This is a genomic window from Microcoleus sp. N9_A2, assembly GCF_036701775.1.
GTDB lineage: Bacteria > Cyanobacteriota > Cyanobacteriia > Cyanobacteriales > Microcoleaceae > Microcoleus.
In genome coordinates this window covers 25,682-51,454 of the sequence record NZ_JAUBRH010000036.1, presented here as the reverse complement: position 1 = coordinate 51,454, position 25,773 = coordinate 25,682, and the positions used below count along the sequence as shown (strand labels likewise).

Here is a 25,773-nt window from a genome sequence, read left to right as displayed (position 1 = left end):
AGGGGTTGGGCTTCTAGCCCGCCCAAAAAGTTATATCTAAATGTATAAGCTGTCGGACATTTAAATTGTATGTTCAGGGCGGGCGAGACGCCCCACAAGACGGGGAATTGTTTCTTGACATATAATTTATATGCAAAACAGCTTAACAGCTTATTAACCTAGATAAACGCGCCGAAAACGATTTAATAAAAGAATCCAAAAATCCCTAAGTAAAATAAAAAATGAATACACGATTTTTGTGGCTGTCTCCCGAAAATAAACCTCGTTGGCTGGTTCTATTTTTATTGGGTTTAATCACGACTTTGGCAATCGCTGTAACCGCAGCTTACTTCAAAAGCGCGATCGCCCAAACAGCAAATCTCACCTTATCTGTAGACGTTACAGCCGATCGACATCCCATATCGCCAGACATCTACGGTATGAACGATTATGCCCTAGATCCGGCCCTGGCGCAAGAGTTGCGAATTCCGGTGGAACGCTGGGGCGCAAATCACACCAGCCGCTACAACTGGTTAGTCGATTCCTCCAACAGCGGCGATGACTTCTTTTTCATGGGCGGCGGCGACAACAAAAACCCGATTCCCGGCGATTCGATCGACAAAATTGTCAAAACCAACCGCAATAACGGTAGCAAAAGCATCGTTACCATCCCGATGATTGGCTATGTAAATAAATTGAGCATCTGGAACTGCGGCTTTCGAGTATCGAAATACGGCCCGCAAGAAAAAACAAATCCCTACATTTTTCCAGAAGGCGATAAGTGTGGCAACGGTAAGCGTCCCGACGGCACTTTGATAACTGATAATAACCGCCTCGATGTTAGTATTGTTAGCAATCCAGCTTTCCAGAAACCTTGGGTTGAACACTTAGTTAAAACCCACGGTACTGCTGCTAACGGCGGCGTACAAATTTATCAAATGGACAACGAACCAAGCGGTTGGGGAAACACTCACCGCGACGTTCATCCAGAACCGACAAGTTATGACGAATTGCGCGATCGCACTTACCAATATGCGTCAATGGTAAAAGCCACAGATCCCACCGCTAAGGTACTCGGCCCCTCGGATTTTGGCTGGCCTGTTTATGTGGATTCGGGAGTAAAGGGCGATCGCCAGAAACACGGTGGCGTCTGGTTTGCGCGGTGGTACTTGCAGCAAATGCGCGCTTATGAAAAGCAAAAAGGTGTTCGGATTCTCGACTATTTCGACGAACACTACTACCCTATCGTCGATGACCTCTGTGTGGCGAATTGTCCCGCCGGCGATGCTAAGACGCAAGCAGCCAGGTTGCGATCGACTCGTTCTCTGTGGGACAGCACTTATACTGATGAAAGTTGGATCGGTAAATCTAACCCGCCACTAACAATTATTCCCCGGTTTCGAGACTGGATAAAGCAGGATTATCCAGGTACAAAAGTCGCGATTACTGAATACAATTGGGGCGGTTTAGAGTCGATTAACGGCGCGTTGACTCAAGCCGACATCCTGGGGATTTTTGGGCGGGAACAACTCGATTTGGCGACGCTGTGGGGGCCTCCGAAGTCTTCTGAACCGGGTTCCTATGCCTTCCGAATGTACATGAATTATGACGGGAAGAGCAGCAAGTATGGGGATACTTGGGTGCGATCGCACAGCACAGATCAGGGACTTTTGTCAATCTACGGATCGCAACGCAGCAGCGACGGTGCTTTGACGCTGGTAATTATTAACAAAACCAGCCAAAAGTTGACCGGCAACTTGAGTTTGAAAGGATTTAAGCCGATCGCCAAAGCTCAAGTTTACACTTACAGCGAGGCGAATTTGCGGGCGATCGTCCGTCAGAGCGATGTAGGTGTCAGTGATACTGGATTCCAGGCAACTTACCCCGCTAATTCTATCACTTTGGTTGCCATTCCAAAAGCGTAATACAAAATCCCTCTTATTCTTAGTCCGCGCACCATCCGGACTTTGTATGTGTAGTAGCGGTTTCAACCGCCGAGTATAAAAGGGGTTTAAAACTACTAAGCATCAAGCATCCAAGCAACACACTTTTTCATTTGATTGCTCATTGTGTCTCGATCGGCATTATACCTGCGGCCGTGTCCCGGCAACACCCATTCAAACGAGTAATTAGCCAAATTCTGCATAGATTTGATTTGTTCCGGCCAAGAATACCAACAGACTTCGTGAAAGCCAACTAGCTGCTGCAAACTTTCCGACCAAGCAAGATGATCGCCGCTGAACAAAAACTTGTTATTGTAAAGCAAAACTGTGTGAGCTTTCGTGTGACCTGGAACAGGTATAATCAACAAATCATCGGCTAATTGATGCGGTTCGCTGCCTGATAATTGAATTTCTACACTGCGAGTATCCGCGTTAATTTCATCAGCATGGAGAATGCGATCGCACCCAAAATGATCGTGGTATTGTTGATGATCTGCCACATCATCGCGGTGAGTCAAGTACAGATAGCGAATGCCGCCCATAGCTTCTATGTTTTTGACTAGCGGCGGCACAAAACGGGGAGAATCAACTAAAATGTTTCCTTCGGGGCGGACAATTAAATAACTAGCTGCGCCGTAAGATTTCTCTGAGTGGTAGCCGCAGTGGTAGACATTTTGTGTTACGAGTGCGGGCAAATGTTGCTGAACTTCTTTGATCCTTTTGGGTTTTTCAACAGTGCCGATCGAACTTGTGGGACAAGACAAAAGAGCCGCGAGCGATCGCATTTCTTCAGTTTCATTAGTTGGCTGCTGGTAAACCGCAGACTGTTCTCCCGCTTGACCAAATACTTCAGGTGCCATCCACCGACAAGTATCACAGTCAATGCAGGTACTGTCTACATAAAAGTTACCATTAATATTTTCAGTACGCCTCCGATTAATGTTAGCCATTTTTCTACCTCTTAATAACCCATATAAATTATGGTAACTTACTCTAACGACTACCCCCGACATCCTGCCGGAGGTTTAAACGCCCGTCTCACAGACCAAGCCGATTAAAACTCACCTCTTGCACCATTCTCAAGAACGGGCAAGATGCCCGTTCCACAAGAGATTAATATTCTTGTGGAACAGGCATCTTGCGTTCATAAAAGGATTATTGACAATGGTGCAAAATCTAAGTTTCAATCAACAATTCTACCGCTGCTCCGCTGGAAAAGCACCCGCTTTCACCGCCACAGTAACAGGTTGTCCGCCGCGACTCAATTCAAGCTGCAGATCGCTGCCCACTGTACTTTTCTCGACAATTTCTTGTACGCTGCCAGCATCGCTGACTTCTGCACCATTTATTCTCTTGATCACATCGGCAACGCGAACTCCAGCTTGTGCCGCCGGAGAATTTTTGGCAATTCCCAGAACTAACACGCCTTTATCTTCAGTCAGCCTCAATTTGGCGTTGGGATTTTTATTGAATTCTGCCTTGACTTCGGGAGTAATGCTCAACATCCGAACGCCGAGATAAGGATGTTCGGCTTTTCCGGTTGTTACTAATTGGTTGGCAATTTGTTGTGCTCGATCGATCGGAATAGCAAAACCCAATCCTTGAGCGCCTTGAATAATCGCCGTATTCATGCCGATAACTTGACCGCGCTGGTTCAGCAGCGGGCCACCGGAATTGCCGGGATTGATCGCAGCATCGGTTTGAATAAAGTTGACGCGCTTGTCGGGAACACCGACATCGGCGCTAGAACGGCCTGTAGCGCTAATAATGCCCACAGTCACAGTATTGTCCAAACCGAGGGGATTACCGATCGCGATCGCCCATTCTCCCGGCTGTAACTCTTCAGATTTGCCCAAACTCACCACAGGCAAATTGTTAGCTTCAATTTTAACAACAGCCACATCAGTAACTGTATCTACGCCTAAAACTTGGCCGACAAATTCGCGACCATCCTTCAGTTTTACCGTCACCGTATCCGCGCCATCAACAACGTGAGCGTTAGTCAAAATGCGGCCGTCGGAACCAAAAACAAAACCCGAACCTGAACCCTTTTCTACCCGATTTCCCCGCGCAATCGGAGATTCTGAACCGAAGAAGCGGCGGAATTGCTCGGGAATCTCATCTGGAACTTGGTTCGTTACCGTGCGAGACGAATTGATCCGCACCACTGCAGGGCCGACTTCCTGTACAACTTTAGTGACAAAATTAGAGTCTTGAGAGGGCAGTATATTCGCAGGCAATACTGAGATTGGCGCTGTAGTTGAAGGTTCAGCTTGAATGGCGTTAGAACTTCCAGGAACTTGAGAAGTTAGGGCGTTGCACCCAACAGTTGCGGTGGAGCCGAGCAAAATTAGGGATAAAAAAGCCAGTTTTTTCGGCAAATAAAAACAGCGAGAACGCACAGTTGTAGCAGGCATATTTTTGGTTGACATAGTATTGAGTTGGTGGGAGTTAGAGCGAGAGTTATAATTAGTATTTTGCATTTTTAGCACCTATTGTAATTAAGTTAGAACTAAAGGCTCTTTAATTTTAATTCAAGCATTGATGAACTCTGCTTGACTGGTGGGGTTTACCCTACAAGCTGGGGTAGAAACCGGACAATCGCAGGCAAATTGTTTGTGGATTCCAGCTTTTGAGTGCGATCGAACTGGGTCTGCACTGGCGAATTACTGCCTGAGTGCGATAATACAAACTACGCTAGCCAGCTCGCATATTCCGTATTTCCCGCAAACTTTTCACAGGATTGATATCCGAAGTCAACAACAATCCTGCACTCAAAAAAACCAGGATTCTAGGCAAAATCTTCGTTGTGAGCGATCGACGTTAACCTAGAAACGGGGTTTTTGACCCCGCCTGCATCGAGGAAGCATAGCAGCTAAAGCACCGGAAAGCCTCACCCTAAAGCAGGAATTCAGTTGACAGTTGACAGTTGACAGTTGACAGCGACTGCTACCTGGAAGGAAGAGGATTGGAGTAATGAATAGTCTTCTTTTAATTTCTCCCTACAAGGGTTCCGGCTTTAAACCAATTCTTTCTGGTAAAAAACTTCTAAAGCCTCAAGCTAAAGTACAAACTAAACTAAGTCAAAATAGCCTGCAAAAATTTTATTCAAATCTCAAATTTGAACAGATGGAGGAATTTTATTGCTCCATATTTTCAATGGAACTAACCGAATCGATTTCCCTCGACTTGTTCCTCGAACTCTCCAAAATATCAACAGTATTCTTAATAAAACCAGCCATCGGCACAGCCACTAACAAACCTGCTACTCCTGCCACCTTAACCCCCACCAGCAGCGCCACTAAAATCCACACAGGATTGAGACCGATAAAACCGCCTAATAACCGAGGAGCAACCCCGCTTTCAATTATTTGCTCAATTACTGTAGCGACAGCTAAAACTGTGACGCCGAGCCAAAAGTTGTTTAATGTGATCAGCAAACTGACAATGCAAATACTGAAAGGTGCCCCGAAGGGAATCATAGTCATTGCACCCACACCCAAGCCGAACAGAAGTCCGAAGGGAACTCGCATAATTAAAAAAGCAACAGTGATAGACAGTCCCATCAAACCCGCCAAAGTTGCTTGCCCGACGAAGTAGTTGTGGAAGCTTCGCGCCAGCAACTCTCGCAATTGAAGGCTCAGTTTGGAGGGAAACCATTTAAACAATCCTTCCCATACGCGATCGCCGTGCAAGAGCAAGTAGAATGTCACGACTATTGTGAGGAGGAAATTCAACAGACTGTCTGCAGCACCCAAGCCAAATTTGAGAATTTCGCCAGTGAGAGACTGCAATTGAGATGAAAGTCGATCGCTCAATTGGGTAGTCAAACCGCTGACATCAATGCGGAGATTGCGATTTTCCGCCCAATTGTGGAATGCTTCAATCTGTTCTGTGCCAGAAACTATCCAAGTCGGCAGTCGGGTAGCGAGTTCAGTGATTTGGTTTAGCAGAATGGGAGCCAGAGTGATACCTAAAACCACCAATACCAGTAAAGTCAAAAACAATACCGACAAAACGGCTCGATCGCGCTTCAAGCCGTATCTGTGCAGAAAGCGCACAGGATAATCTAGCAAAAAAGACAGCACTGTAGCCACTACCAAAACTGTAATCAGGGCGCGAAAATATTCAAAGACTAGGAGGGCTAACCAGCAGTTGAGTACCGCTAGGGGAAATACCAGTCCGTAAGTCCACCACTGCGAAAGTTGAGTGAAACCTCTCATCTAAGTTAACCGAGTTAAAATTTGAGATGCAAGATGTGAGATTGACGCTGCTATTCGCCGTTCTCCCTTAAACATTTTATGTTGCATTTAATTTATACCAGCCTGCTAAAAATTCCCTGTTGCTCGACCAGCAGCAGAAATAGGGTTGCGGGCAGGCACTGCCTGCCACAACCATGTTATATCGTTTCCGCTGGCATGGATATATTATCGGCAAAATAATTTATTTTTTGCTCTTGGCACGAAAGCAGTTTGCCGCTCGCAATTCAACCTTTTTCCCCGTGCCGTTCGAGAGCTAATTGAATTAAACGGTCTACTAATTCCGGGAAAGAAATGCCGTCCGCTGCCCACATTTGCGGATACATACTGGTAGCTGTAAAGCCGGGAAAAGTGTTAATTTCATTAATCAAAACTTCTCCGGTGGATTCAATGTAGAAAAAGTCTACTCGCGCTAAACCTGCCGCGTCTATAGCCAAAAATGCTTGCACTGCCATTTCTTGGATTTGGGAGACGATCGCACCGCTGACTTTTGCCGGGATTGAGCAGTCGGCTTGTCCCTGGGTATATTTAGTTTCGTAGTCGTAGAAATCGCTTTGAAAAGTAATTTCTCCCACCGTTGAAGCTTTGGGGTTGTCGTTGCCTAAAACTGCACATTCTAATTCTCTAGCAACCACACCCGCTTCGACAATTATCCGCCTGTCGTAGCTGGCGGCGCTATCGAGAGCTGCTTCTAACTCAGCGCGCGATCGAGCTTTAGAAATTCCCACAGACGAACCCAAATTCGCCGGTTTAACAAAGCAAGGATAGCCCAATTCTGCTTCTATTTTATCACATAGTTTGGGGAAAACGCAAGGATTAGACCAGATTTCGGAACGGTTGACAGCGATGTATTTTACCTGTGGCAAACCAGCGTGAGCAAAAGCCATTTTCATCGCAATTTTATCCATTCCCAGCGCCGAACCTAAAACCCCCGAACCGACAAAAGGAAGTTGCATTAATTTCAGCAACCCTTGCACCGTACCGTCTTCGCCATTTGGCCCGTGCAAAACAGGGAACCAAACATCTACGGCATTAAAATTAGGAAACTGTCCAGCGGGAGAGTCGTCTTGTCCTGTTTGTTCCTCTATTTCCAGAGGTTTTCCGGTGGCTAAGACTTGTTGAGGTAATGTTCCCGACAGCCAGCGGCCGTTTTTTTGAATGTAAAAGGGCAGAACTTCGTACTTAGAGGCATTTTCGTCATCCGCGAGGGCACGGGCGATCGCCCGCGCCGAACTAATCGAGACTTCATGTTCGCCCGATCGCCCGCCGAAGAGTAACCCAATCCGCATCTTCGTCATTTTTCCATACTCCCGGTACTTTTTGACAAATATACACGCACAGAGCGCAACTAAGGCACATACGAACCGCTTTAAGACTACTTATCTCCACCCTTCCACCCTTCCTCTGTGTCCTCTGCGCTCTCTGCGGTAAAAAAATCACATCTTCTTAGAAAAGTTCACCAGTAAGCCGTCCCCTCTCTCATTCCGGTGCTATTCAAAGGATTTCCCCTGTCAAACTAAAAGCGCGAATATCTGTAATTTTAACCCGCACAATTTTACCAGCCAATTCAGCGATATCGCCCTTAAAAAATGTGAGGCGATTGCCGCGAGTGCGCCCCATCACCTGAGTTAAATCTTTGAGATTTTGAACTTCCACCAAAACCTCTTCAGTGCGTCCGAAATAGCGCTGCGATCGCTCCATCGCCGTTGTTGTGACTACATGATTGATTCGTTGCAGGCGATCGGCCTTCACATCCTCACTCAACTGATTTTCCCACAAAGCTGCCGGTGTTCCCGGACGCGGCGAATAAGCAGCAGTATTCACCAAATCGAAACCAACGTCTTCGATTAACTTCAAAGTCTTCTCAAACTGCGCTTCCGTCTCCCCAGGAAAACCGACAATCGCATCCGCAGTAATCGAAGCATCCGGCATATAACGGCGAATTGTATCAATAATCCGGCGGTATTTTTCCTGAGTATAACCCCGCGACATCGCCTTCAAAATATCATTATCTCCCGACTGAAAAGGAATGTGAAAATGTTCACAAACCTGCGGCAATTCCGCACAAGCCTTAATCAATCTTTCCGTAAAATAGCGCGGGTGGCTAGTAGCAAATCTGAGGCGATCGACCCCAGGAACATCCTGCACAAAATAAAGCAAATCCGTCAAAGTATGCTGGTTGCTGCCGTCCGGTTTCGTCCCAGGCAAATCGCGCCCGTAAGCATCAATATTCTGCCCCAACAAAGTTACTTCCTTGTAACCTTGACGACCCAACTCCTCCATTTCTGCCCGAATAGCCTCCGGCATTCGTGACTGTTCAACCCCGCGAACATTCGGCACAACACAATAAGTGCAGCGTTCATTGCAGCCATAAATTACATTCACCCAAGCAGTCACCTTACTATCACGGCGAGGCTTAGTAATATCCTCCATAATCTCCACAGCTTCAGTCGCCACAACTTGATTTCCCTGAAAAACTTCTTCCAGCAAATCTTCAAGTCGGTTAGCGTGTTGCGGCCCCATTACTAAGTCCAATTCCGGCACTCTGCGAAGCAGTGCTTCACCTTCCTGCTGCGCCACGCATCCAGCCACAACTAAAGTCAAACCAGGTTCTTTGCGCTTGCGATGAGCTTGCCTTCCCAGGTTAGAATAAACTCTTTGTTCGGCATTGTCGCGAATCGTGCAAGTATTGTAGAGAATCAAGCTAGCTTCGTTCGGGTCTTCCGAGAACTCAAAGCCCATATTTTCCAGAATGCCGGCCATCCGTTCCGAGTCGGCTTTATTCATCTGGCATCCGAAAGTCGTGATGTGATAGCGGCGGGGTTTAACAGTCATGGCGAATTGCAGGCAAATAAAAAATATAGGTTTTCAACCTTAACACTTTATTATAACACTTCTGTGTTAAACGACATACGTCTGGTAATTGGGAATTTTAGTAATTATAGGGTGTGCAATGCGCCCCTTATCGCTACAAATATTTTTAGATACCGACAAAATCTGCGAAGTCGGGTATCTGGCTATTCGTTTTTTTTAGTTAGATAAAAACTGTAAAATTGTTTTGGCAATACCTTGTGCAGCCAAATAAGGAACCCCATTGCCAACAGTTTTAAACATATTAGTCAACGTCATCTTAGCCGGCAGTGCAAAATCTTTTGGCAGTGACTGAATAGCCAGTGTTTCTGCAACTGAAAGCCTGCGAAGTTTGTAAGGGTGCAAGTGAACTTCGTTATTGCCGTAACAAGCTGTTGGCGAATAACGCCACCGATGCAATCGCTTGAAAGATTTTTTGGAATCATCTCCTTCATCAACGGAAGCAAACCGCTTAATGCCTGCTTTGGGTTGGAAATAGTGTTTGGCATTGGGATGGTTGAGAACGTCATTTTTTTGGAACCAAAATTCTACCGTTAAATCTTGGAAAATGCCATCAGGACAAGGCAAGAAACCATCCTCTGCAAAGGCCGTTCTATCCGGCCAAGGATGAGAAAAGATTTCTGATTTGGGATATAATATCTGACTTTCCCAACTAAATAAACTTTCGGATAACATTTGGCTTTTTTCATCGAGGGAAATGCCCAGATTTTTGACAAGGTTTTTTCTAAGTCCAATCAAAATAATTCTATCTCTATCTTGCGGCACACCGTATTCTATCGCATTAATTAAACGTTCGGCAAAAACGTATCCCGAATTGGCCAACTGATGTTTTAGTTCGTCGTAAAAAGATTTATGTTTTTTGGTTCTCCACAGACCTTTGACATTTTCAAATAAAAAGAAATCTGGCTGCTGCTGACAAATCAATTCAATGTATGAAGCTGAAAGTTGACCTTTGTCTCCTTCCCCGCCTCGGTTTTTGCCACCAATAGAAAAATCAGGACAAGGTGGCCCCGCGATAAATCCTACAATATCGTGATGCTTGCGGGCATCCTGCATCAATTCCCGCAGGCGAAAAGCTGGTTCTCCCCCTACAAGTCGAGTTACATCTGCTTCCTCTCCTTCGCAATATCCGTATTCTGGTAGCGGCAAATTCAGGCACTGCCGAGAATAGCGGTATGCTTGCATGAATGGTGGGAAAATTTCATTGACATACGCTACATTAAAGCCGCTTAATTCAAAACCCAAATCGAGGAAGCCTGAACCTGAAAAAAATGAGAAAATACAGGGAATTGGGAATTGGGAATTGGGCATGGGGAATTGGGAATTGGGAATTGGTAATTGGTAATTGACCGGGGCGGGGCGGGTTTATGAGATTATTAATTTGAGGCGATTATTATTTGTAAAACCCGCCCCTACAGGCATCACAAAAATCACACAATATTGTTACAACCATTGGCCGCCTCGGAAACGCCAGTAGGGAAACAAAATTCGCATCAGTGTTTGCGATCCCACATAAATAGCTAGCCACACTAAACTATAATGCAAGGCAAAAGCTCCCAAGTCAAAATCTTCCGGCGGTATCCCCGGCAAACCGATAATTTTGATTAAAAATAACACAAAAAGTGCTTCCCACATCCCAGCGAGCAATTGAAATGCGCCTGGCCAATCTCGATCCCAGCGGAACTGTTGGATGTAGATATATAACGCATCCCAGCCGATGCCAAAAATCGCTACATACCCTAAAATCCAGAAAAAGATTGAGCCTGATTGGGAGGTAATTAAACCTAGAAAAAAAGGCAGCGTTACTAAAATGCCTACGGTTGCAAATAGCAAGAACCGAGTTTGCCAGCGGCCGAATAAGGTGGGAGTCATGCGAGTTTAGATTTTAGATTTTAGATTGAATGGGAAGGTTGTGTGGCTAGCGAAGGCTTGAATTTTCGATTGTAGATTGAAGGCTAAGTTCGTTTAAATCAGTTAAATCTGACATTTTTTATCATTTTCAAGAACAGGCAAGATGCCTGTTCCACAAAGAGTGAGTTTTCTTGTGGGGAGTAGGGGTTGGGCATCCTGCCCGCCCGTAAAAAACCTATTGAAATAGTGCAATATCTCACTTAAATTCATTAAATCTTGTACATTGCTTGTTGCCGAACTTCGTCCTTCAAATTAGCCGGGAGATTTATTGAAAATCCACTTCAACCACTGCACGAACGATCGCCAAACGCTCAATTTCCGCACATCCGGAACTCGGTTGGCGGCCAGACTTTCAACCGATCGCAAGGCGGCGTATTGCAAGCCTAAAAAGCTGTCTACCGGCGCGTAAGCCCCTCCCAAAGTAATCGCGCCGGCTGCGTATACTCGGCCTTCTGTGTTGCTAGCAGAAGAATTCCGCAATTCGGGCACTTCAAAATCATTGTTAACGCTCAGCCGGCCCAAACCGTTGAGGGGAAGATTATATTGAGCTACCAAATCGTTTAACAGGGGACTGGTTTTTACCTTAGCGTCCAAACCCGTAGCGTCAATAATAAAATCAGCTTCTAACTTAATTTGCCCCTTGAGTTCCTTCTCCTGAATGTACGTCACCGTGCGGTTTTGACTGTCGCGCTCGACTCGCTCGACTTCACCGAAGGTAATTTGATACCATCCGTGACTTAAACCTTCTTTGACAATCCGCCGCCAGTCGCTGCGCTGGGCTGTGGTAGTGCCGCCCCAGTCGGTGAGCAACTGCGGCCGAAATTCGGGGGCGGCTTTTTCCAAAAGTAGGCGGAGTTCCCCGCCCCAGCAAGCTTTCGGCCAGTTGAAAGGTTGAAATTCGTAGTGATTTTCGACGTTACGCTGAGCGAGGTTAAATTTGTTGCCTTGGGGTTTGGGCGATCGCATCAAATGCAATACTTGAATGTTGCGGTTCCGCTGTCGCGCTTCGTAAATTCGCTGCACAACCCGTGAAGCCACAATTCCCCGGCCTCTAATTAACACGCTGCCGCCGCTGGCCTCCAATTTTTCGTAAACGCCGTCGTGGTTTTCGTAAGCGTTGACAACCGACTCAAAATCCTGGGTTTTTTCGCGGTAAGCTTGCAAGTCGGGCAGAAATTGAATGGCAGGATAGCCGGTGGCTAAGTGTACGTATTTGGCGATTAAAAAAGCGTGGTCGCGGTGATCCGCATTCGATCGAGAATAAGCGATCGCGTACCTGCCGTCATCTGTTTTGCGAATTCCCCGCACTCTACCGTAGCGAAACATCTGATTCCACCCAATTCGATCGACCTCCCTGTCAATAGAATCAAACACATTTCCCGCGCGAGGCGTATAAGTTTCGGCAAAAGTCGGTTCAGCAAACACCTGCCACATCAACTTCAACGACATCCCCAAACGCCCTTTCAGCAATTCCTGCCAAGCTTCCCGCAAAGCATAGGGAGGCCAGCCCCAAATGTTGTCTGGACAAGAGTCAGAATTCGATCTTAGGCGTTCCCGCAGCGGAATTTGAGAATTCAGGCACAAACGCAGGTAGCGGGCGTAAGGCTGGTTTTCCATGCCCAAAACCGCAATTCGATCGATTTTCACGCCGCAAATTCTCAGCAAATCCACCCAAATAAAGCTGCCCAAACCACCGCCAACGGCAGCCCAATCAACTTCTGTCACAGGAAGTCCCATAGATTCGAGCGATCGCATTGACACTTGAGAAGCTTGCAAAAATGCGATCGGCGGAAATTCTCCCCTACTACTTGTCTGAGGAACCTGCAACATTATTTGGTGTCCCAATGCCGGGTCTGGCCCATTGGTCTGCGGGTTAAAGAAAATGTGAGAATTGACCGACGGCGTTTCTGGGGAATTAACAGCAAAAGAAATGCCGATCACGTAGGGCCCAACTTGCAGCATATCCCCGTTTGCCAGCACGCAACGGGTTTGGCGAACGCCGTTGACAAAAGTACCGTTGCGGCTGCCCGTGTCAGTGAGTACAATACTGTTGCCTTCGGTGCCAATCACTGCGTGGAACCGAGAAACTTGACTGCTGCTGAGGGCAATTCGAGAAACTCGTTCCCCGTTGATTGTCGCCGGCATAGCTTCAAAAATTCGTCCCAAAGCGATGGGTAAGTCGAGTATGGGCGATCGACAATCCCCCGTAGCTGTATCTGTCCAAGTCAGTCGCAGGCGCAAGGGTTGAGAATTCATGATTATTTTTTAAACATCAGCCGTCGGCTTTGAGCTTTCTGCAAAAAAAGATTTTTGAAGTTGAGAGTGTTTAGCGGATAGCCCCATTTTCCCTTTTTCTCATATGTTGCACCATTGTCAATTAGCCTTTTATGAACAGGCTTTCCGGCCTGTTCCACAAGAAAATTAACTCTTTGTGGAACGGGCATCTTGCCCGTTCTTGAGAATGGTGCAACATCTCAGTTTTTCAAACTTTCACGGAGAAAGCATCACACTCGCCGCCGCTGCCAAAGAAGTACCGCACCACGGACACCCCGCATTCGACTGTGCGTAAGGCGAAATTCGGCTGCACTTGGGACACTGCAAACCGTAGCTTGAAGGCCCCGTCGGCGGGGAAGAACTTTGAACCGGAGGCCCGGACAGCAAAACAGTCAGCGGCCCGGCTACCTCTACCTCCGTCACCTTCAGCACCTCAATTTCCACTTGACCTAAATGGAGGTGGCTGTCGGATCTCAATGTTGCTTCGCCTTGGGTGAGAATTTTTCCGTCTACCAGGGGCGGATTGCTTTCGCGCAAATTCCGCACTGCATACTCCTGCAATTCCTGATTAAAAAATATTTCAACGTGCAGCCCCGATACGCTGGGATGCGAAAATACTATATCGCACTTCGCCGGATCGCGCCCTAGCCTCACGGTTCCCGGATTTTTGCTCGGCTGTCCGTTTTCAATTGTTCGAGTTTGACGCACCCCAGCTTCTGTCCATGCTAAAGTGAGCTGGTTTGTCATGATTGTATCGGTTGGCTCAAAAATATAAAAAAATATTAACTGATTTATTTTGAGGACGGAGTTCCTCACCAAAAAACTTAATTATAATTATTGACGCCGACTCGATCGCACTTCTAAAAATATTATGTGCAGCTAAACAAAAAAGCCCCGAAGTCGGGGATTTTAGTGCTCGTATTGGCTTTTTTTGAGAGACTGACTCGCGCTTGCCAGCTTTTCTTTCCCGCAAAATTATTGACCGCAGTGCAGCTTGGTTAAAAAATTGCCGTTCAAGATTTGCCAGCGATTGCTAAAAACTAATTCCTGTGGGGTTTTCAGATTTGCGAGGCTTTGGTGCGCTAGTGACGATTTTTGGAGGTTGGGCGATCGAACTACCTCGGTAACTTCGATCGCCCCACCTCCTCAAACGTTCACTGTCTAGCGTGCTATCTCTCACGCTGCAACTGTGCAATCTTTCGTTGCAGCCAAAGCCTTGAGAGACTTAAGCTTCGCTCTTGCGGCTTTTCCGACCGCCTTCGCGACCAATTTGAGCCATGTGTTCGCGATTTCTGCTGACAGCTTCGCCACCTTTTTGACCAGCTTGTCTGGCTTCTTCAGAGGTGAATTCGTGTGCAGTTCCTTTCTCGTGTGCAGCTTTTCCGCCTTTGCTAGCAATTGCGCGCTGTTTTTCTGCATCCATAGAAGCGAATCCGCGTTTGCTTTTCTCAGCCATGACTGTCTCCTTGTTTGTTTCTGATTTTTTAGCTTGATCGCGCCTTCGCCTCCCACTGTCGTGGTTACTCCCAGTCAGTGGTGAGATATCCGACGGTAAATTATGAAACCTGATCAGACGAATCTAAGCTTTTGGTTTAACTCGCAGGATGACTCTTTCATAATTTACAAATGTGAACTAAAAATAGTTCACGCCCGGGCACTATAGTTAGAGCCGCCAATGTTTTAAGCTGGTTACTGTCTTTCAATCATTCTATAAACCCCCCAACTTTTATACCTCTTTCTCAGGTATAGTCATTCTTTAGTTCGCTGGAAGGATGGAACCGAAAGCTGATTGGCGGTAGACTCAGAGGATTTTTTGACTTAACCGCGCCACCTCAAAAATTAAAAGTCCAAAGACGGATGCTTTTTTGGTCTTTTTACTTTTTTTTTGATGCCTTCCGCGCTTGCCAGTTATCCCGATGTTAGTTGGTCTGCCGATCGAGTTGTTTCTGGTAAGCGATATTTTGGGGCGCAGTGCAGGACGTACTCGATCGCACTTATTAAGTTTACCTTATGACCGATCGAAACATACATCGGTTTTACCCCTGTTTGCGTCCTTAGCGCTGCGCCGATCGTTGATCCCTCCAGTAGCAAGGGTTGCCAACTGCCCCGGTCGAGTCCGACTTCTGAATGTTCTCCCATAAATCGATTTTTGGCAACTCCGATCGTGGCAATTCCTGTCAAAACCCCCAAATGGCAGGCAAGACCGAACCTGCGGGGATGGGCTAGTCCTTGACCGTCGCACAATATCAAGTCTGGTCTCAAACTGATATTTTCCAAAGCCTCAAGGACTGCCGGCACTTCTCGAAAAGACAGGAAACCCGGAATATAAGGAAAAGTTGTAGGACTGCGAACCACAGCTTGCTGCTGCAACTGCAAGTCGGGAAAGCTCAGAACTGTTACAGCGGCCCGCGATACATCGTCTGCACTGTCGTAGCCGACATCTACGCCTGCGACGTACCCAACTGTCTCCAGTTGATTTTCGGTAATTACCTCTGACCGAAGCTGTTCTTGAATGGCGATCGCCTCTTCAATTGTCTGCGGCCAAGGGTGTCGCTGCAACATTTTGATTTCTCTTCAACCGTTCTCATCTAAGCTTAACTTATTTTCGGGCATTTTTAAACTCAAATTTTTATCGTTTGTAGCTATAAATTCCTAACTTGCCCAAGGAGTTTTTTTTCTACTCAGGAGGGTTGAGCAAGGCGGGCCGATGCCAATTCTACCAATAGAGTCTGTAGGTCGGAGAGTGAAATTCTATCTTTCGCTTATGCTTGAACCAACCCCCAAAGGTTTTATCGGCACGCACCTCCAATTTTATACTCAAAATTCACAAAAAATACCTGTTTGATGCTGATTTTTTAGCTTTCTAGAAAGCTTTCTCTTTCCGATCGCCCTTTTATCGCTTGTCACAGAGCGATCGAACTATCTATTTACTTCTTCTTATTCTTCTTTTTCTTCTTCTTCTTCTTCTGCTTCTTCTTTATCTAAAATCCTCCTCATTGTCAAGATGATTGAAACATTTATTCATCAATAATCTCACCCAGCTACAAGTGCCATTGTTCATCCCCGCTCATCGAGCTAAGAGGTTCCCAGCCCTCGCACCTATATGACTTTTATGATAAAAAATAAATAAATTCATGAGTTGTCGCACCATTAACATGAAGTTATAATCTTAGATAATAGCGAATAGAAAACTAACATCTAGTAACACCACATAGCCGAAGTAACCTATGAAAATCATGCAAAGAGTTCAGTACAACCTAGCTCTCTACGTCCTCGGTGGCATCGTCTTCATCATCGCCGCCTTAATTTTCAAACCTTTTGCCATCGTCGGCGCAGGGGAACGCGGCGTCATGATGCGCTTCGGCAAGGTTCAAGACGCGATTTTAGATGAAGGCATCCACCCGATTTTACCGATCGTCACTTCTGTAAAAACTCTCAGCGTGCGGGTACAAAAAACAGACTTGAAAGCAGATGCAGCCTCCAAAGATTTGCAAAGTATTACTACAGATTTGGCAGTCAACTGGAATGTTGACCCCGCCAAAGTAAATCAAGTTTTCCAACAAGTCGGAGACGAAGAACAAATTGTTACCAGCATTCTGAGTCCGGCAATTTCGGAAGTTCTCAAAGCAGCAACTTCTAAAAAAACCGCCGAAGAAATTATCACTAAGCGCACCGAACTCAAAACAGAAATCGACAACAGCCTCAAAAAGCGCTTGGAACCTTACGGCGTCATTGTCAGAGATGTTTCGTTAATAGATTTTGGCTTTTCTCCAGAATTTAGCAAAGCCATCGAATCCAAACAAATAGCAGAACAAGAAGCTAAACAAGCAGAATTTACAGTTAAAAAAGCCACCCAAGATGCTCAAGCTGAAATTAACCGCGCTAAAGGTAAAGCTGAATCTCAACGCTTGCAGCGGCAAACTTTAACAGCCGAAATTTTGCAGCAGCAAGCAATTGAAAAATGGAATGGCCAGTTTCCGACAGTAATGGGAGGAGGCGGAACTTTGCCATTGATTAATATTGCGCCGCCGAGTTCTCAAGCTGCAACTCCTGCTAAATAAGCTGCTGCAGATCATAATTGCCAGGGCGCGGGGAGAAGGGGAGAGGGGGAGAGAGTCTGAGGGGGAGAAGAATAGAGGGTTTTTCACTGCGGAGGTGAAGATGTGCTTTTTTAAAGGCCCAACAGCAAGGGTAGAAAATACAACTAACCACTAAGGTGAAATCCCGCTTACTTAAATGCGGAGATACAATTTACGTTGCGCGAATCCTGAAAAACGCTAAAGTAAGAAGCAACTCGGAAATTGTAAAGGTTTGCTTGAAACTTCGGCTGATGGGAGATCGCGAGAACCAGTCAATTTCTAATTTAGGTGAAGTGGGGGATGCCGATCGCCATTCTGCATCAGAAGCACTGTGGCTAAGTGATCGAGCCTTGGCAGCTACTAGCAGTGGCATTGTCATTGCTGACGCCAATGCACCCGATTGTCCGATAATTTATTGCAATCCGGCCTTTGAACGGCTGACAGGTTACTGTGCCAGTGAAATCTTGGGGCGCAATTGCCGATTTTTGCAAGGCCCCGATACCGATCGAACTACAGTAGCTAAGATCCGCGACGCCTTGCGCCAAGGTCAAGAAATCCAGACAACAATCAAAAATTACCGCAAAGACGGCAGTCCTTTTTGGAGCAAATTGTCGCTATCTCCCGTGCGAGACGACAGCGCTAATTTGACTCACTTTGTAGGAGTTCAGTCTGACTTGTCGGAACCAATATGTGAAGTGCAGCAAGCATTGCAGCAAGCTAACGACCAACTGCAAACGATTTTGGAAGCAGTTCCGGGAACAGTATCTTGGATTAGCTCGGATTTGCGCTATTTGGGGGTTAACCAGCACTTAGCCAAACTGTATGGTTTGCCGCCGTCGGCTTTTGTCGGTCAAGATATTGGTTTTCTGGGCGCTAGCTCGGATTTTAACTCTTTTGTGGTGGAGTTTTTTGCTGGCGACGCTACGGAAGCGGTTAAAGAACTCAACGTTAAGGTGAAAACGGATGGCGCAGAGTCGGCGGGATACTATTTGATTGTGGCTCAAAAGTACGATCGGGGCAATGCAGCTTGTCTGGTAGGAATTGATATTACCGAGCGCAAGCTGGCAGAAGAAGCTCTGGTGCTGACTCGCAAGGCGGTGGAAAGTTCGAGTGACGCGATCGGCATCAGCGATGCGAACGGCACTCACATTTATCAAAATCAAGCGTTTTCTCAGCTATTTGAATGGGACACCGCAGAGGAATTTAAGCTAGCCGGAGGTATATCGGCAGTTTTTGCTGACCCCGCAGTCGCCAGGGAGGTACTCGATACGATCGCCCAAGGTTATTCTTGGTTTGGTGAAATTACCAACCGCACTAAAAGCGGCGAAACTTTGCAAGTGCTGCTGCGGGCCGATGCTATTAAAGACCCCACAGGGAAAATTGTCGGTCTGATTTACATGAATACCGATATTACCGATCGCAAGCGCACGGAACAAGAACTGCGGCAAAGCGAGAAGCGCTTTCGATCGTTGATTGAAAATGCTAGAGACATTATTGTGATTCTCGACGAGAAAGGCTTTTGCCGCTATGTCTCTCCTTCCCTAGAGCGGATTTTGGGATACCCGACGGCGGAAGTCCTCGGCCGGTCTATCTTTGACTTGATTCACCCTGACGAATTGCTGATAGTCGATCAAGTGTTTAAAGGTGCCATGCAAATGCCGAGAGTTAGCCTGGGAATGGCGGAATACCGAGTGCAACACAAGGACGGTTCCTGGTGCGTGTTGGAAGCGGTGGCGACGAATTTGCTCAACGAACCTTCGGTGCGGGGAATTGTGGTCAACTGTCACGATGTGACTGAGCGCAAGGCGGCTGAAGACCAATTGTCGCACGATGCTTTACACGACGCGCTGACAGAGTTGCCGAACCGTGCTTTGTTGACTGACAGGTTGGGGCAAGCTTTTGCCCGCGCCCAACGGCATCCGAGCTATCAGTTTGCGGTGCTGTTTCTGGATTTGGACAGGTTTAAGGTGATTAATGACAGTCAGGGACACCGCACGGGCGATCAGCTGTTGGTGGCTGTGGGTCGCCGTCTCTTGACTTGTTTGCGCCCTGGCGATACGGTGGCTCGTCTGGGGGGAGATGAGTTTGTGATTTTGCTGGAAGAAATTCACGGTGTTGATGAGGCGATCGCCCAAGCAAAGGAAATTCTCAAAACGATCGAACGACCGCTTTATTTAGAAGGTCATAAAGTTTTAATTACTGCTAGTATCGGCATTGCTTTGAGTACGGACAAATATCAGTTACCGGGAGATATTTTGCGGGATGCTGATATTGCGATGTACCGCGCAAAAGCTCTGGGTAAAGCTCGCTACGAAGTGTTTACCAGTGCGATGCACACTCGGGCTGTGGCTTTGATGCACTTGGAACACGATTTGCGGGAGTCGGTTGAAGAACTAAATTTGAAATATTCGATACTGGATTTTGGATGTGTGGCGGTGGAGGAAAACTCACCGATGAGTGAAATAGATCGGAAGTTGGAGCGTCCGAAATCGCCATTGGCTCCTTATAAATTGGAATGTCCTTTTACTGTTTATTATCAGCCGATCGTTAGTTTGAAAACTGGTTCAGTTATCGGATTTGAGGCGCTGGTGCGCTGGCTGCACCCGGAACGGGGTTTAGTTTCCCCGATGGAATTTATTGCGATGGCGGAGGAAACTGGGTTAATTATGCCTTTGGGTTTGTGGGTTTTGAACGAAAGCTGTCGCCAAATTATTCAGTGGCAGAGTTTGAATTTACCTGTGGGAAATTCGCGGCTGACTGTAGCAGTAAATCTTTCCGGCAGGCAGTTTGCGGAACCGGAATCTATCGAGCAAATTAAGCAAGTTTTGCAGGAAACGGGTGTTGATGCTCGCTGTTTGAAGTTGGAGATTACTGAGACTGTGGTGATGGAAGATGGGGAAGCGGCGGCGGCGATGCTTTCGCAGTTGAGAGATTTGGGGATTGATTTGTGCATTGATGATTTTGGCACTGGTTATTCGTCTCTGAGTTATTTGCACAGGTTCCCGATTAATATTTTGAAGGTCGATCGCTCTTTTGTCAGTCGCATCGGGGAAACGGGCGAAAATTTGGAAATCGTGCGGGCGATCGTCATGCTGGCCCGCAGTTTGGGGATGGAGGTAGTGGCAGAAGGTGTCGAAACCGCCGTCCAATTGGCTCAACTGCGGGCGATCGGCTGCGAGTACGGTCAGGGATACTTTTTCTCTAAACCTCTCGACAGTGAGGCAGCTACAGCCTTGTTGAGGCGATCGCCCAAATGGTGAACTGAACTAAATATTTAACCGGATCAAATTGCTTGATTGTCAATAAGGGCGATCTTTTCGTACTCAATGCCTTGAGTGTTAAAATCAAAATTGAGTATAATAGAAAACTATCGAGATAGGTAAAAATATATGTCTCAATCTATTGTGCCAGCAGTCGAAGAAAAACAGCTCGATACTTCGCCGACATTAACTTTTGAAGAATACCGATTTTATCAAGGAGAATCTGATGTAAAATATGAACTGTACAAAGGCAAATTAATCCCGATGCCAACAGCAACAATTTTACACATCAAAATTTGCGAATATTTAGTTTACCAATTGCAGCGTTACCTAGCTGAACACAATCTCGACTTAGTAGTAAAAACGGGTCTTGGAGTGAGAACAGATGAAGATAAATCTCGGATTCCCGATGTAGTTGTCTGCACTCAAAGTCTTTTGGAACAAGCTGCTGCTAGACCCGGTGCAGGTATCCTCGAATTTGATGAAAAGCCGCTGTTAGTGGTAGAAGTAGTTAGCGAAAATCGCCGCGAAGATTACGTAATCAAACGCGGAGAATACGAATTAGCTAATGTGCCGGAATATTGCATAGTTGACCCTAAAATGGGCAAGCAAAAAATTCGGCTTTTTGCATTGATTGAAGGTGAAGATGGTTACACGTGTACAGATTTCTTGCCTGGTGAGGAAATGGAATCGGTAGTATTTCCCAATCTGAGATTATCAGTCACTGAAATTTTAGATCCGCCATTGGTGGAAGGGTTAATTAAGGCAGAACAAGCTCAATTGCAGAAAGCTGAAAGGTTGGCGGCGAGGTTGCGGGAATTGGGCGTAGATCCTGATGCTGTGTAGGAAATTGAATGAAGTACGTGAAGCGAAGCTATCCCGCAGGGAATCGCCCTTGACGTATCTCAATCATCTAGCGACAATTCGCGCAGGAAATAAAAGCGATCGCCCTCCGCATCACTTCCCTTTTCTCGCCCTAAGTAACCCGTCAGCGGTGAAGAAAGTTCGACTGTCACTTCATGCAATTGTTTTCGACTTAACAAAGGTTGAGGGGTATTTGAGTAGGCATAGACGCCGTAGAGTTCGCCAAATCCCACATTTTGAGATTGGGTTTTTTCCAAGTAATCTTTCACGAGTTGGACTAAGTGCGATCGCACTTTAATTTCTTGTTCAACTTGCTCAATATATTTAGCAACTTCATCATCTGATTGTCCCGGTTTTAAGTATTCTTTCAGTTTAAATAAGTCTACCGAGTTAGGATAGTTGCTTTGAAGTTTAACCAGTTTTTCAAGCGTCTCCGGGTTCATAATTGCCATACCGTGTACTTTTGCTGCATCCATAAGTTGAGTAGTTGGAACGCCCGGGCCAATAATCAACTTAGTTGCTTTTGCGAGGGTTTCTTTATCTTGGAGCCGTAGCGTTCCTAAATTCAGCAATTGAACTGCTGTATCATTAGGGATTTTTTTACCGGCTTTGCACTCGCCAACTAAGGGGTAAGGTTTTGAGCATAATAAATCTAAGCCACCAGCACCACCTTTGTGAGCATAATCTATGGTAAATCCCAAAAACTTAAGGCTATCGCGCACTACAATTTCAAAGTCTGTTCCTGCTCGATAGTTGCTTTTGTCTGTATCTAGTTCTTTGGTGCGATTTCCCAAAGCTGCTATAGTCTTTATCCAAGCTAAATCCGGTTTGATTGGTTTTACAGGCTTATCGCTACTCCAACCTAGAAACATTTTGATTTCTGCGTCTAGTTGTTTGGCTTTTGGGTTGGTGGTGGATAAATGCACTAATGCACTTTGCAACTCTTCCAATTCTGGATGTTCAGGAGGCTCTAGTTTTTCCAGCTTTTGACGGCGTTTGGCAAAGATAGACTCGCTCAACACAGGCGTTGAATCAGTAACATTTAGGGATTTTGGCAAAGGTACAAAATTGCCGCTGGGATGCACTGGCATTTCCAGTGGCTGAGGCAGTAAATAAACTCGCAGGTAAGCTACAAAAATATAAGGTTTTTCTAGGAGAGTTTGCTGTAATGCCTCTGTTTTCCAGACTGTTAACCGCGACAAAGCCTCTAATGATTCAGGCTCATTAACCATTTGGCACAATTCGCACCTAGCCCAAGCTTTGATCGAAACTTTATCTAAAATTACCAGGGGGAGTTCTAATTGACCTGAATCTGGAAACAAGCTCATTTGCTTAGGTTTCATCAAGGGCATATTAGAATTATCGGCAGGATACAAAGCAAATGTCCGCCCCGGATTCAGAAACATCCGAGGCATAGCTGCAATCATTCGTCCTTCGATTAAAGCCTCAATATCTGGAGCTGGTAGACGTAGAGCAATGTCAATCAACACTTATTTATTCATTCCTTACTCAAATTACTAGGAACCTGACCAGACGGATTGCTCAAAATTTCACGGATGATATAATTATCAACTACTAGCTTCTTTGTGGCAATAAAATCAAAAATTTCTGCCTCCGTAAAATCATAATTTTCACGACTGCAATAAACTGATCGGATAGCTAGAAGGGTCTTGACGTTATCCTTTGTCAACTTTACCCATTCCCCACCTAACTGAGGAGACAGAAGATCGCTTAAATATCCTTGGGCTTTCGTCGCACCAGAATTAATCTCTTTAGAACGAACTAAGCAGCCACGAGTGATTTTAAACTTTTTATAGTCGATTAGACGCTTCAATCCAGCTTGTACACCCATCCCGCTCGGTATTTGAAGAACCATTACTCCAATTTTGACGGTGTTTCCATTTTCTTCACCTATGATTTTGAAGTCCATGCTGTAGCTTTTTTCGGACGGACTGCACTTAATCTTTTCAAGACTATTGATTTTAACATTTTCTAAAGTCTGTCCAATTATGGTGGAGAAACTCAGCCAAAGAGCATCAGCTAATGTGATTTTCTCGTCCAGCAAGGTTGTGAGGGAATTTTCAACAGATATAACGGCCTTATTATATTCAATTTCAACAAGGTCTTCTGATGGTTTTGGATCGACAGCACCAAGAATCTTAAAGTTTTCCGAACACCATATCAACACTCTTCTGGCAGAGCTATCAGAATTTCTGCCCAAGTCTCGCAGTTGGTTTTCTTCAAAAGGATATATTGGGCTATGGGGGATTAAATTGCTTGACTGATAAAACTCTTGCATCCATAGTGAAACTAGCTGAATAATAGAGTCACCATCCATAAATGTTAATCGGATTGGCTCTCCTCTTTTAGAAACTCGATCTACCACTCCACCAGGCATAAGCTTGATCTTCTGTGTCCATGTATCAGGCATCATTACGGTTAGAATTACAAAACCTTTACTTTGTTCAGACAGTTTAATGTCATCTACCAAAGGCTTAATTAAACCAGCTATCGCTAGTGGTCTTGTTAAGCCAGTTTCGGGATCAACTCCGTTATCCAAATCGAGTTCATCAAAACAAATAACTAAAGGCTTATATTCGCTAACCAAACTCAAAATTTGTGAAATCGTCTTAAAGGCTTCAGCATTTTGATATTTCTCTTCTGTGCTAGGATTTGGTAATCCCATAGCCTTAGCTCTCACTTCAGCTAAGTTCTTTCCAGATAACCACTTAACTGCAAAATCTGAATAGTCTTCCGAGAGTGTCAAAAAAATGGCACGAATAATGTCAGGGTCACTGCGTCTTATTCGCCTGTATTTAGTTACTAACTCATCTACCCAGTTATTATTTTCGGCTTGACTATATTTTTCGACTACATCTTTAGCTGCAATAGTCTCTGCATTGGAATTTACATTTTTCTCCACTTGGTTAACCATAGCTGCGGCTAGTTCCTGCCACTGTGTTACCCCTTGACTACCGTTATGATTGAGACTATCTGCTAAAGTTTGTAGAAAGTAATAATTAACAAAGTTTATGTCGTATGTCTCCACACCAGCATAAATAAATAAGGCACTGCCATCAGCTTTAAGACGATGATGAATACGACTAATAACATGGCTCTTACCAACTCCTTTACTAGCTGTTATGACCATTGAAGTTACTTTTTCACGGGCTGTTCTAGCATGATGAACTCGGTTGATTGCCTGATAAACTGCATCCGAAGCATGAGCATTCAGCGTCGTAACATCAGGGAATCCCTGCTCCCAAACGTCTTGTTCTCTGACAACGGCAGCACCACTTGGGAATGGGTTATAACTTTGGATAGCTGCATTGAGTTCTTCAATCGGAGAAATAGTCATAGTGATTTGTGTGAGGTAAAAAGCTGAACCAGAATGAAGCTTAATCGTTTAAGCTTGAGAAATTAAGCGCGTTGCGTAGTAGCGTAATTCACCCAATGAAGTCTTAATGGAGTCTTCAGCTTTATCAGGCGTAATATCTGTCATTTCACCCCCCTGAAGCAGAAAAAAGCCCTTAGCCTGCATTTCCAACAGCCACTCATTGAACTGAGAACGGCTGACTCTTTCCCCGATCGCCCGACGCATCCGATAAATCGGCACTAAATCATCTAAGTTATAATCCCGGTTCAAGCTGTCATACACATCGATCGCCACAGCCTTAAAATCTTCATAGGATGCGATCGCCCCTACATCCCCCTTCCCCTTTTCAACCGCAACACTTGCCGCACTATCCTGATGCCGAATCCACTTCAACAAAGAATTTCCCAGCCGAGTACCAATTTGAGAACCATCAAACTCAAACAAAGAATCCCGACTTTTGAGCCCCTGCGCTAAAACTTCTTTCCCCTTCGCCGTCAATTCCACCAGCGTCACCCGATTTACCAGCGAATACTCGATCGCCCCAGTCGCCTGCAACTCGCCGAGCACTTCCACATATCTCTGACTCGTCTCATTAGTCCGCACAATCCGCTTAGTCAAATCCCCCTTTTTCACCTTCATCTTCCCGCCGCTCAAATCCCACAAATTCAGCAGTACCCGAACTTTCGCCTTCGCATCCCACACCGCTTGCTCTTCCGGTGTCAAAGTTATAGGCACCGCAATTTCACTTTTCTCAGACATATCCATACCTTTAAATACTTGTTTTTACTTTTAAATTTTACCAGAAACCTTGCTGGCAAACATTTAAACTTTTCCGCAAAAATCCGCGCGAGGCTACGCACAACTTATGCAAAGTTAATTTAAAAATAATAGGCATTGACTAAAATGTGATTGTTTGATAAAATAGCGAATCAAACGAGCGATCGCAGTTCAAAATCT

Annotated in this window: 18 protein-coding genes; 4 read left to right on the top strand and 14 right to left on the bottom strand. The window is 45.7% G+C overall.

Annotation, left to right across the window (positions count from 1 at the left end; all coding sequences use genetic code 11):
- The first annotated feature begins 221 nt into the window (after window positions 1-221).
- Window positions 222-1,904 (top strand): glycoside hydrolase family 44 protein, encoded by a 1,683-nt coding sequence (locus tag QUA44_RS19625; RefSeq protein WP_333253459.1) that lies wholly within the window; start codon window positions 222-224, stop codon window positions 1,902-1,904.
- A gap of 95 nt (window positions 1,905-1,999) precedes the next feature.
- Here the strand turns inward: QUA44_RS19625 and QUA44_RS19620 are convergent, their stop codons facing one another.
- The 11 genes from QUA44_RS19620 to nfi all read right to left on the bottom strand — a co-directional run bounded on the left by QUA44_RS19620 (window position 2,000) and on the right by nfi (window position 15,799).
- On the bottom strand, window positions 2,000-2,872 hold the full coding sequence (locus tag QUA44_RS19620) for an MBL fold metallo-hydrolase (RefSeq protein WP_333253461.1): 873 nt from the start codon (window positions 2,870-2,872) through the stop codon (window positions 2,000-2,002).
- A 246-nt stretch (window positions 2,873-3,118) separates the two neighbouring features.
- Window positions 3,119-4,405 carry an HhoA/HhoB/HtrA family serine endopeptidase gene (locus QUA44_RS19615; RefSeq protein WP_333253462.1) on the bottom strand — a complete coding sequence of 429 codons (1,287 nt, stop codon included), beginning with the start codon at window positions 4,403-4,405 and terminating at the stop codon, window positions 3,119-3,121.
- Between the two features lie 657 nt (window positions 4,406-5,062).
- Complete coding sequence (locus QUA44_RS19610; protein ID WP_333253463.1) at window positions 5,063-6,145, bottom strand: AI-2E family transporter; 1,083 nt, start codon at window positions 6,143-6,145, stop codon at window positions 5,063-5,065.
- A gap of 263 nt (window positions 6,146-6,408) precedes the next feature.
- The gene (locus tag QUA44_RS19605; RefSeq protein WP_333253465.1) at window positions 6,409-7,479 is read right to left on the bottom strand and encodes a D-alanine--D-alanine ligase family protein; all 1,071 of its coding nucleotides are present in this window, start codon (window positions 7,477-7,479) and stop codon (window positions 6,409-6,411) included.
- Between the two features lie 196 nt (window positions 7,480-7,675).
- The gene (gene miaB, locus QUA44_RS19600) at window positions 7,676-9,016 is read right to left on the bottom strand and encodes a tRNA (N6-isopentenyl adenosine(37)-C2)-methylthiotransferase MiaB (protein ID WP_333253467.1); all 1,341 of its coding nucleotides are present in this window, start codon (window positions 9,014-9,016) and stop codon (window positions 7,676-7,678) included.
- A 195-nt stretch (window positions 9,017-9,211) separates the two neighbouring features.
- Entirely contained in the window at window positions 9,212-10,363 is a 1,152-nt protein-coding gene (locus QUA44_RS19595) for a DNA cytosine methyltransferase (protein ID WP_333253469.1), read from the bottom strand.
- Window positions 10,364-10,495: 132 nt separating this feature from the next.
- On the bottom strand, window positions 10,496-10,924 hold the full coding sequence (locus tag QUA44_RS19590) for a hypothetical protein (protein ID WP_333253471.1): 429 nt from the start codon (window positions 10,922-10,924) through the stop codon (window positions 10,496-10,498).
- A 291-nt stretch (window positions 10,925-11,215) separates the two neighbouring features.
- The gene (locus QUA44_RS19585; protein WP_333253474.1) at window positions 11,216-13,219 is read right to left on the bottom strand and encodes an FHA domain-containing protein; all 2,004 of its coding nucleotides are present in this window, start codon (window positions 13,217-13,219) and stop codon (window positions 11,216-11,218) included.
- A 234-nt stretch (window positions 13,220-13,453) separates the two neighbouring features.
- Window positions 13,454-13,984: an FHA domain-containing protein gene (locus QUA44_RS19580; protein WP_333253478.1), complete on the bottom strand. Its 531-nt coding sequence runs from the start codon at window positions 13,982-13,984 to the stop codon at window positions 13,454-13,456.
- Window positions 13,985-14,462: 478 nt separating this feature from the next.
- Complete coding sequence (locus QUA44_RS19575) at window positions 14,463-14,693, bottom strand: KGG domain-containing protein (protein WP_333083789.1); 231 nt, start codon at window positions 14,691-14,693, stop codon at window positions 14,463-14,465.
- Between the two features lie 452 nt (window positions 14,694-15,145).
- Complete coding sequence (gene nfi / locus QUA44_RS19570; protein WP_333253480.1) at window positions 15,146-15,799, bottom strand: deoxyribonuclease V; 654 nt, start codon at window positions 15,797-15,799, stop codon at window positions 15,146-15,148.
- Window positions 15,800-16,464: 665 nt separating this feature from the next.
- Here nfi and QUA44_RS19565 point away from each other — a divergent pair.
- From QUA44_RS19565 to QUA44_RS19555, 3 genes are all read left to right on the top strand, one after another.
- Window positions 16,465-17,298 (top strand): prohibitin family protein, encoded by an 834-nt coding sequence (locus QUA44_RS19565; protein WP_333253482.1) that lies wholly within the window; start codon window positions 16,465-16,467, stop codon window positions 17,296-17,298.
- 269 nt (window positions 17,299-17,567) lie between these two features.
- A complete protein-coding gene (locus tag QUA44_RS19560; protein WP_333253484.1) occupies window positions 17,568-20,576 on the top strand; it encodes an EAL domain-containing protein in 3,009 nt (1,002 codons plus the stop codon).
- Between the two features lie 129 nt (window positions 20,577-20,705).
- The gene (locus tag QUA44_RS19555) at window positions 20,706-21,422 is read left to right on the top strand and encodes a Uma2 family endonuclease (protein ID WP_333253486.1); all 717 of its coding nucleotides are present in this window, start codon (window positions 20,706-20,708) and stop codon (window positions 21,420-21,422) included.
- A 59-nt stretch (window positions 21,423-21,481) separates the two neighbouring features.
- On the opposite strand, the gene QUA44_RS19550 is transcribed toward QUA44_RS19555, so the two are convergent.
- From QUA44_RS19550 to QUA44_RS19540, 3 genes are read right to left on the bottom strand one after another with little or no spacing between them, the layout of a single operon-like run.
- Window positions 21,482-22,930: a DUF1802 family protein gene (locus QUA44_RS19550; protein ID WP_333253489.1), complete on the bottom strand. Its 1,449-nt coding sequence runs from the start codon at window positions 22,928-22,930 to the stop codon at window positions 21,482-21,484.
- A gap of 8 nt (window positions 22,931-22,938) precedes the next feature.
- The gene (locus QUA44_RS19545; RefSeq protein WP_333253491.1) at window positions 22,939-24,798 is read right to left on the bottom strand and encodes an AAA family ATPase; all 1,860 of its coding nucleotides are present in this window, start codon (window positions 24,796-24,798) and stop codon (window positions 22,939-22,941) included.
- Window positions 24,799-24,846: 48 nt separating this feature from the next.
- Window positions 24,847-25,575, bottom strand: coding sequence for a hypothetical protein (locus QUA44_RS19540; RefSeq protein WP_333253493.1), 729 nt, complete (start codon window positions 25,573-25,575; stop codon window positions 24,847-24,849).
- Window positions 25,576-25,773 lie beyond the last annotated feature (198 nt).

Bases quoted from the DNA above. Each gene is read 5' to 3' on its own strand.
- QUA44_RS19620 (WP_333253461.1), bottom strand. From the start codon at position 2,872: ATGGCTAACATTAATCGGAGGCGTACTGAAAATATTAATGGTAACTTT.
- QUA44_RS19580 (WP_333253478.1), bottom strand. From the start codon at position 13,984: ATGACAAACCAGCTCACTTTAGCATGGACAGAAGCTGGGGTGCGTCAA.
- QUA44_RS19540 (WP_333253493.1), bottom strand. From the start codon at position 25,575: ATGTCTGAGAAAAGTGAAATTGCGGTGCCTATAACTTTGACACCGGAA.
- QUA44_RS19545 (WP_333253491.1), bottom strand. From the start codon at position 24,798: ATGACTATTTCTCCGATTGAAGAACTCAATGCAGCTATCCAAAGTTAT.
- miaB (WP_333253467.1), bottom strand. From the start codon at position 9,016: ATGACTGTTAAACCCCGCCGCTATCACATCACGACTTTCGGATGCCAG.
- QUA44_RS19595 (WP_333253469.1), bottom strand. From the start codon at position 10,363: ATGCCCAATTCCCAATTCCCAATTCCCTGTATTTTCTCATTTTTTTCA.
- QUA44_RS19555 (WP_333253486.1), top strand. From the start codon at position 20,706: ATGTCTCAATCTATTGTGCCAGCAGTCGAAGAAAAACAGCTCGATACT.
- QUA44_RS19560 (WP_333253484.1), top strand. From the start codon at position 17,568: ATGGGAGATCGCGAGAACCAGTCAATTTCTAATTTAGGTGAAGTGGGG.
- QUA44_RS19565 (WP_333253482.1), top strand. From the start codon at position 16,465: ATGAAAATCATGCAAAGAGTTCAGTACAACCTAGCTCTCTACGTCCTC.
- QUA44_RS19625 (WP_333253459.1), top strand. From the start codon at position 222: ATGAATACACGATTTTTGTGGCTGTCTCCCGAAAATAAACCTCGTTGG.
- QUA44_RS19590 (WP_333253471.1), bottom strand. From the start codon at position 10,924: ATGACTCCCACCTTATTCGGCCGCTGGCAAACTCGGTTCTTGCTATTT.
- QUA44_RS19605 (WP_333253465.1), bottom strand. From the start codon at position 7,479: ATGACGAAGATGCGGATTGGGTTACTCTTCGGCGGGCGATCGGGCGAA.
- QUA44_RS19575 (WP_333083789.1), bottom strand. From the start codon at position 14,693: ATGGCTGAGAAAAGCAAACGCGGATTCGCTTCTATGGATGCAGAAAAA.
- QUA44_RS19585 (WP_333253474.1), bottom strand. From the start codon at position 13,219: ATGAATTCTCAACCCTTGCGCCTGCGACTGACTTGGACAGATACAGCT.
- QUA44_RS19610 (WP_333253463.1), bottom strand. From the start codon at position 6,145: ATGAGAGGTTTCACTCAACTTTCGCAGTGGTGGACTTACGGACTGGTA.
- nfi (WP_333253480.1), bottom strand. From the start codon at position 15,799: ATGTTGCAGCGACACCCTTGGCCGCAGACAATTGAAGAGGCGATCGCC.
- QUA44_RS19615 (WP_333253462.1), bottom strand. From the start codon at position 4,405: ATGCAAAATACTAATTATAACTCTCGCTCTAACTCCCACCAACTCAAT.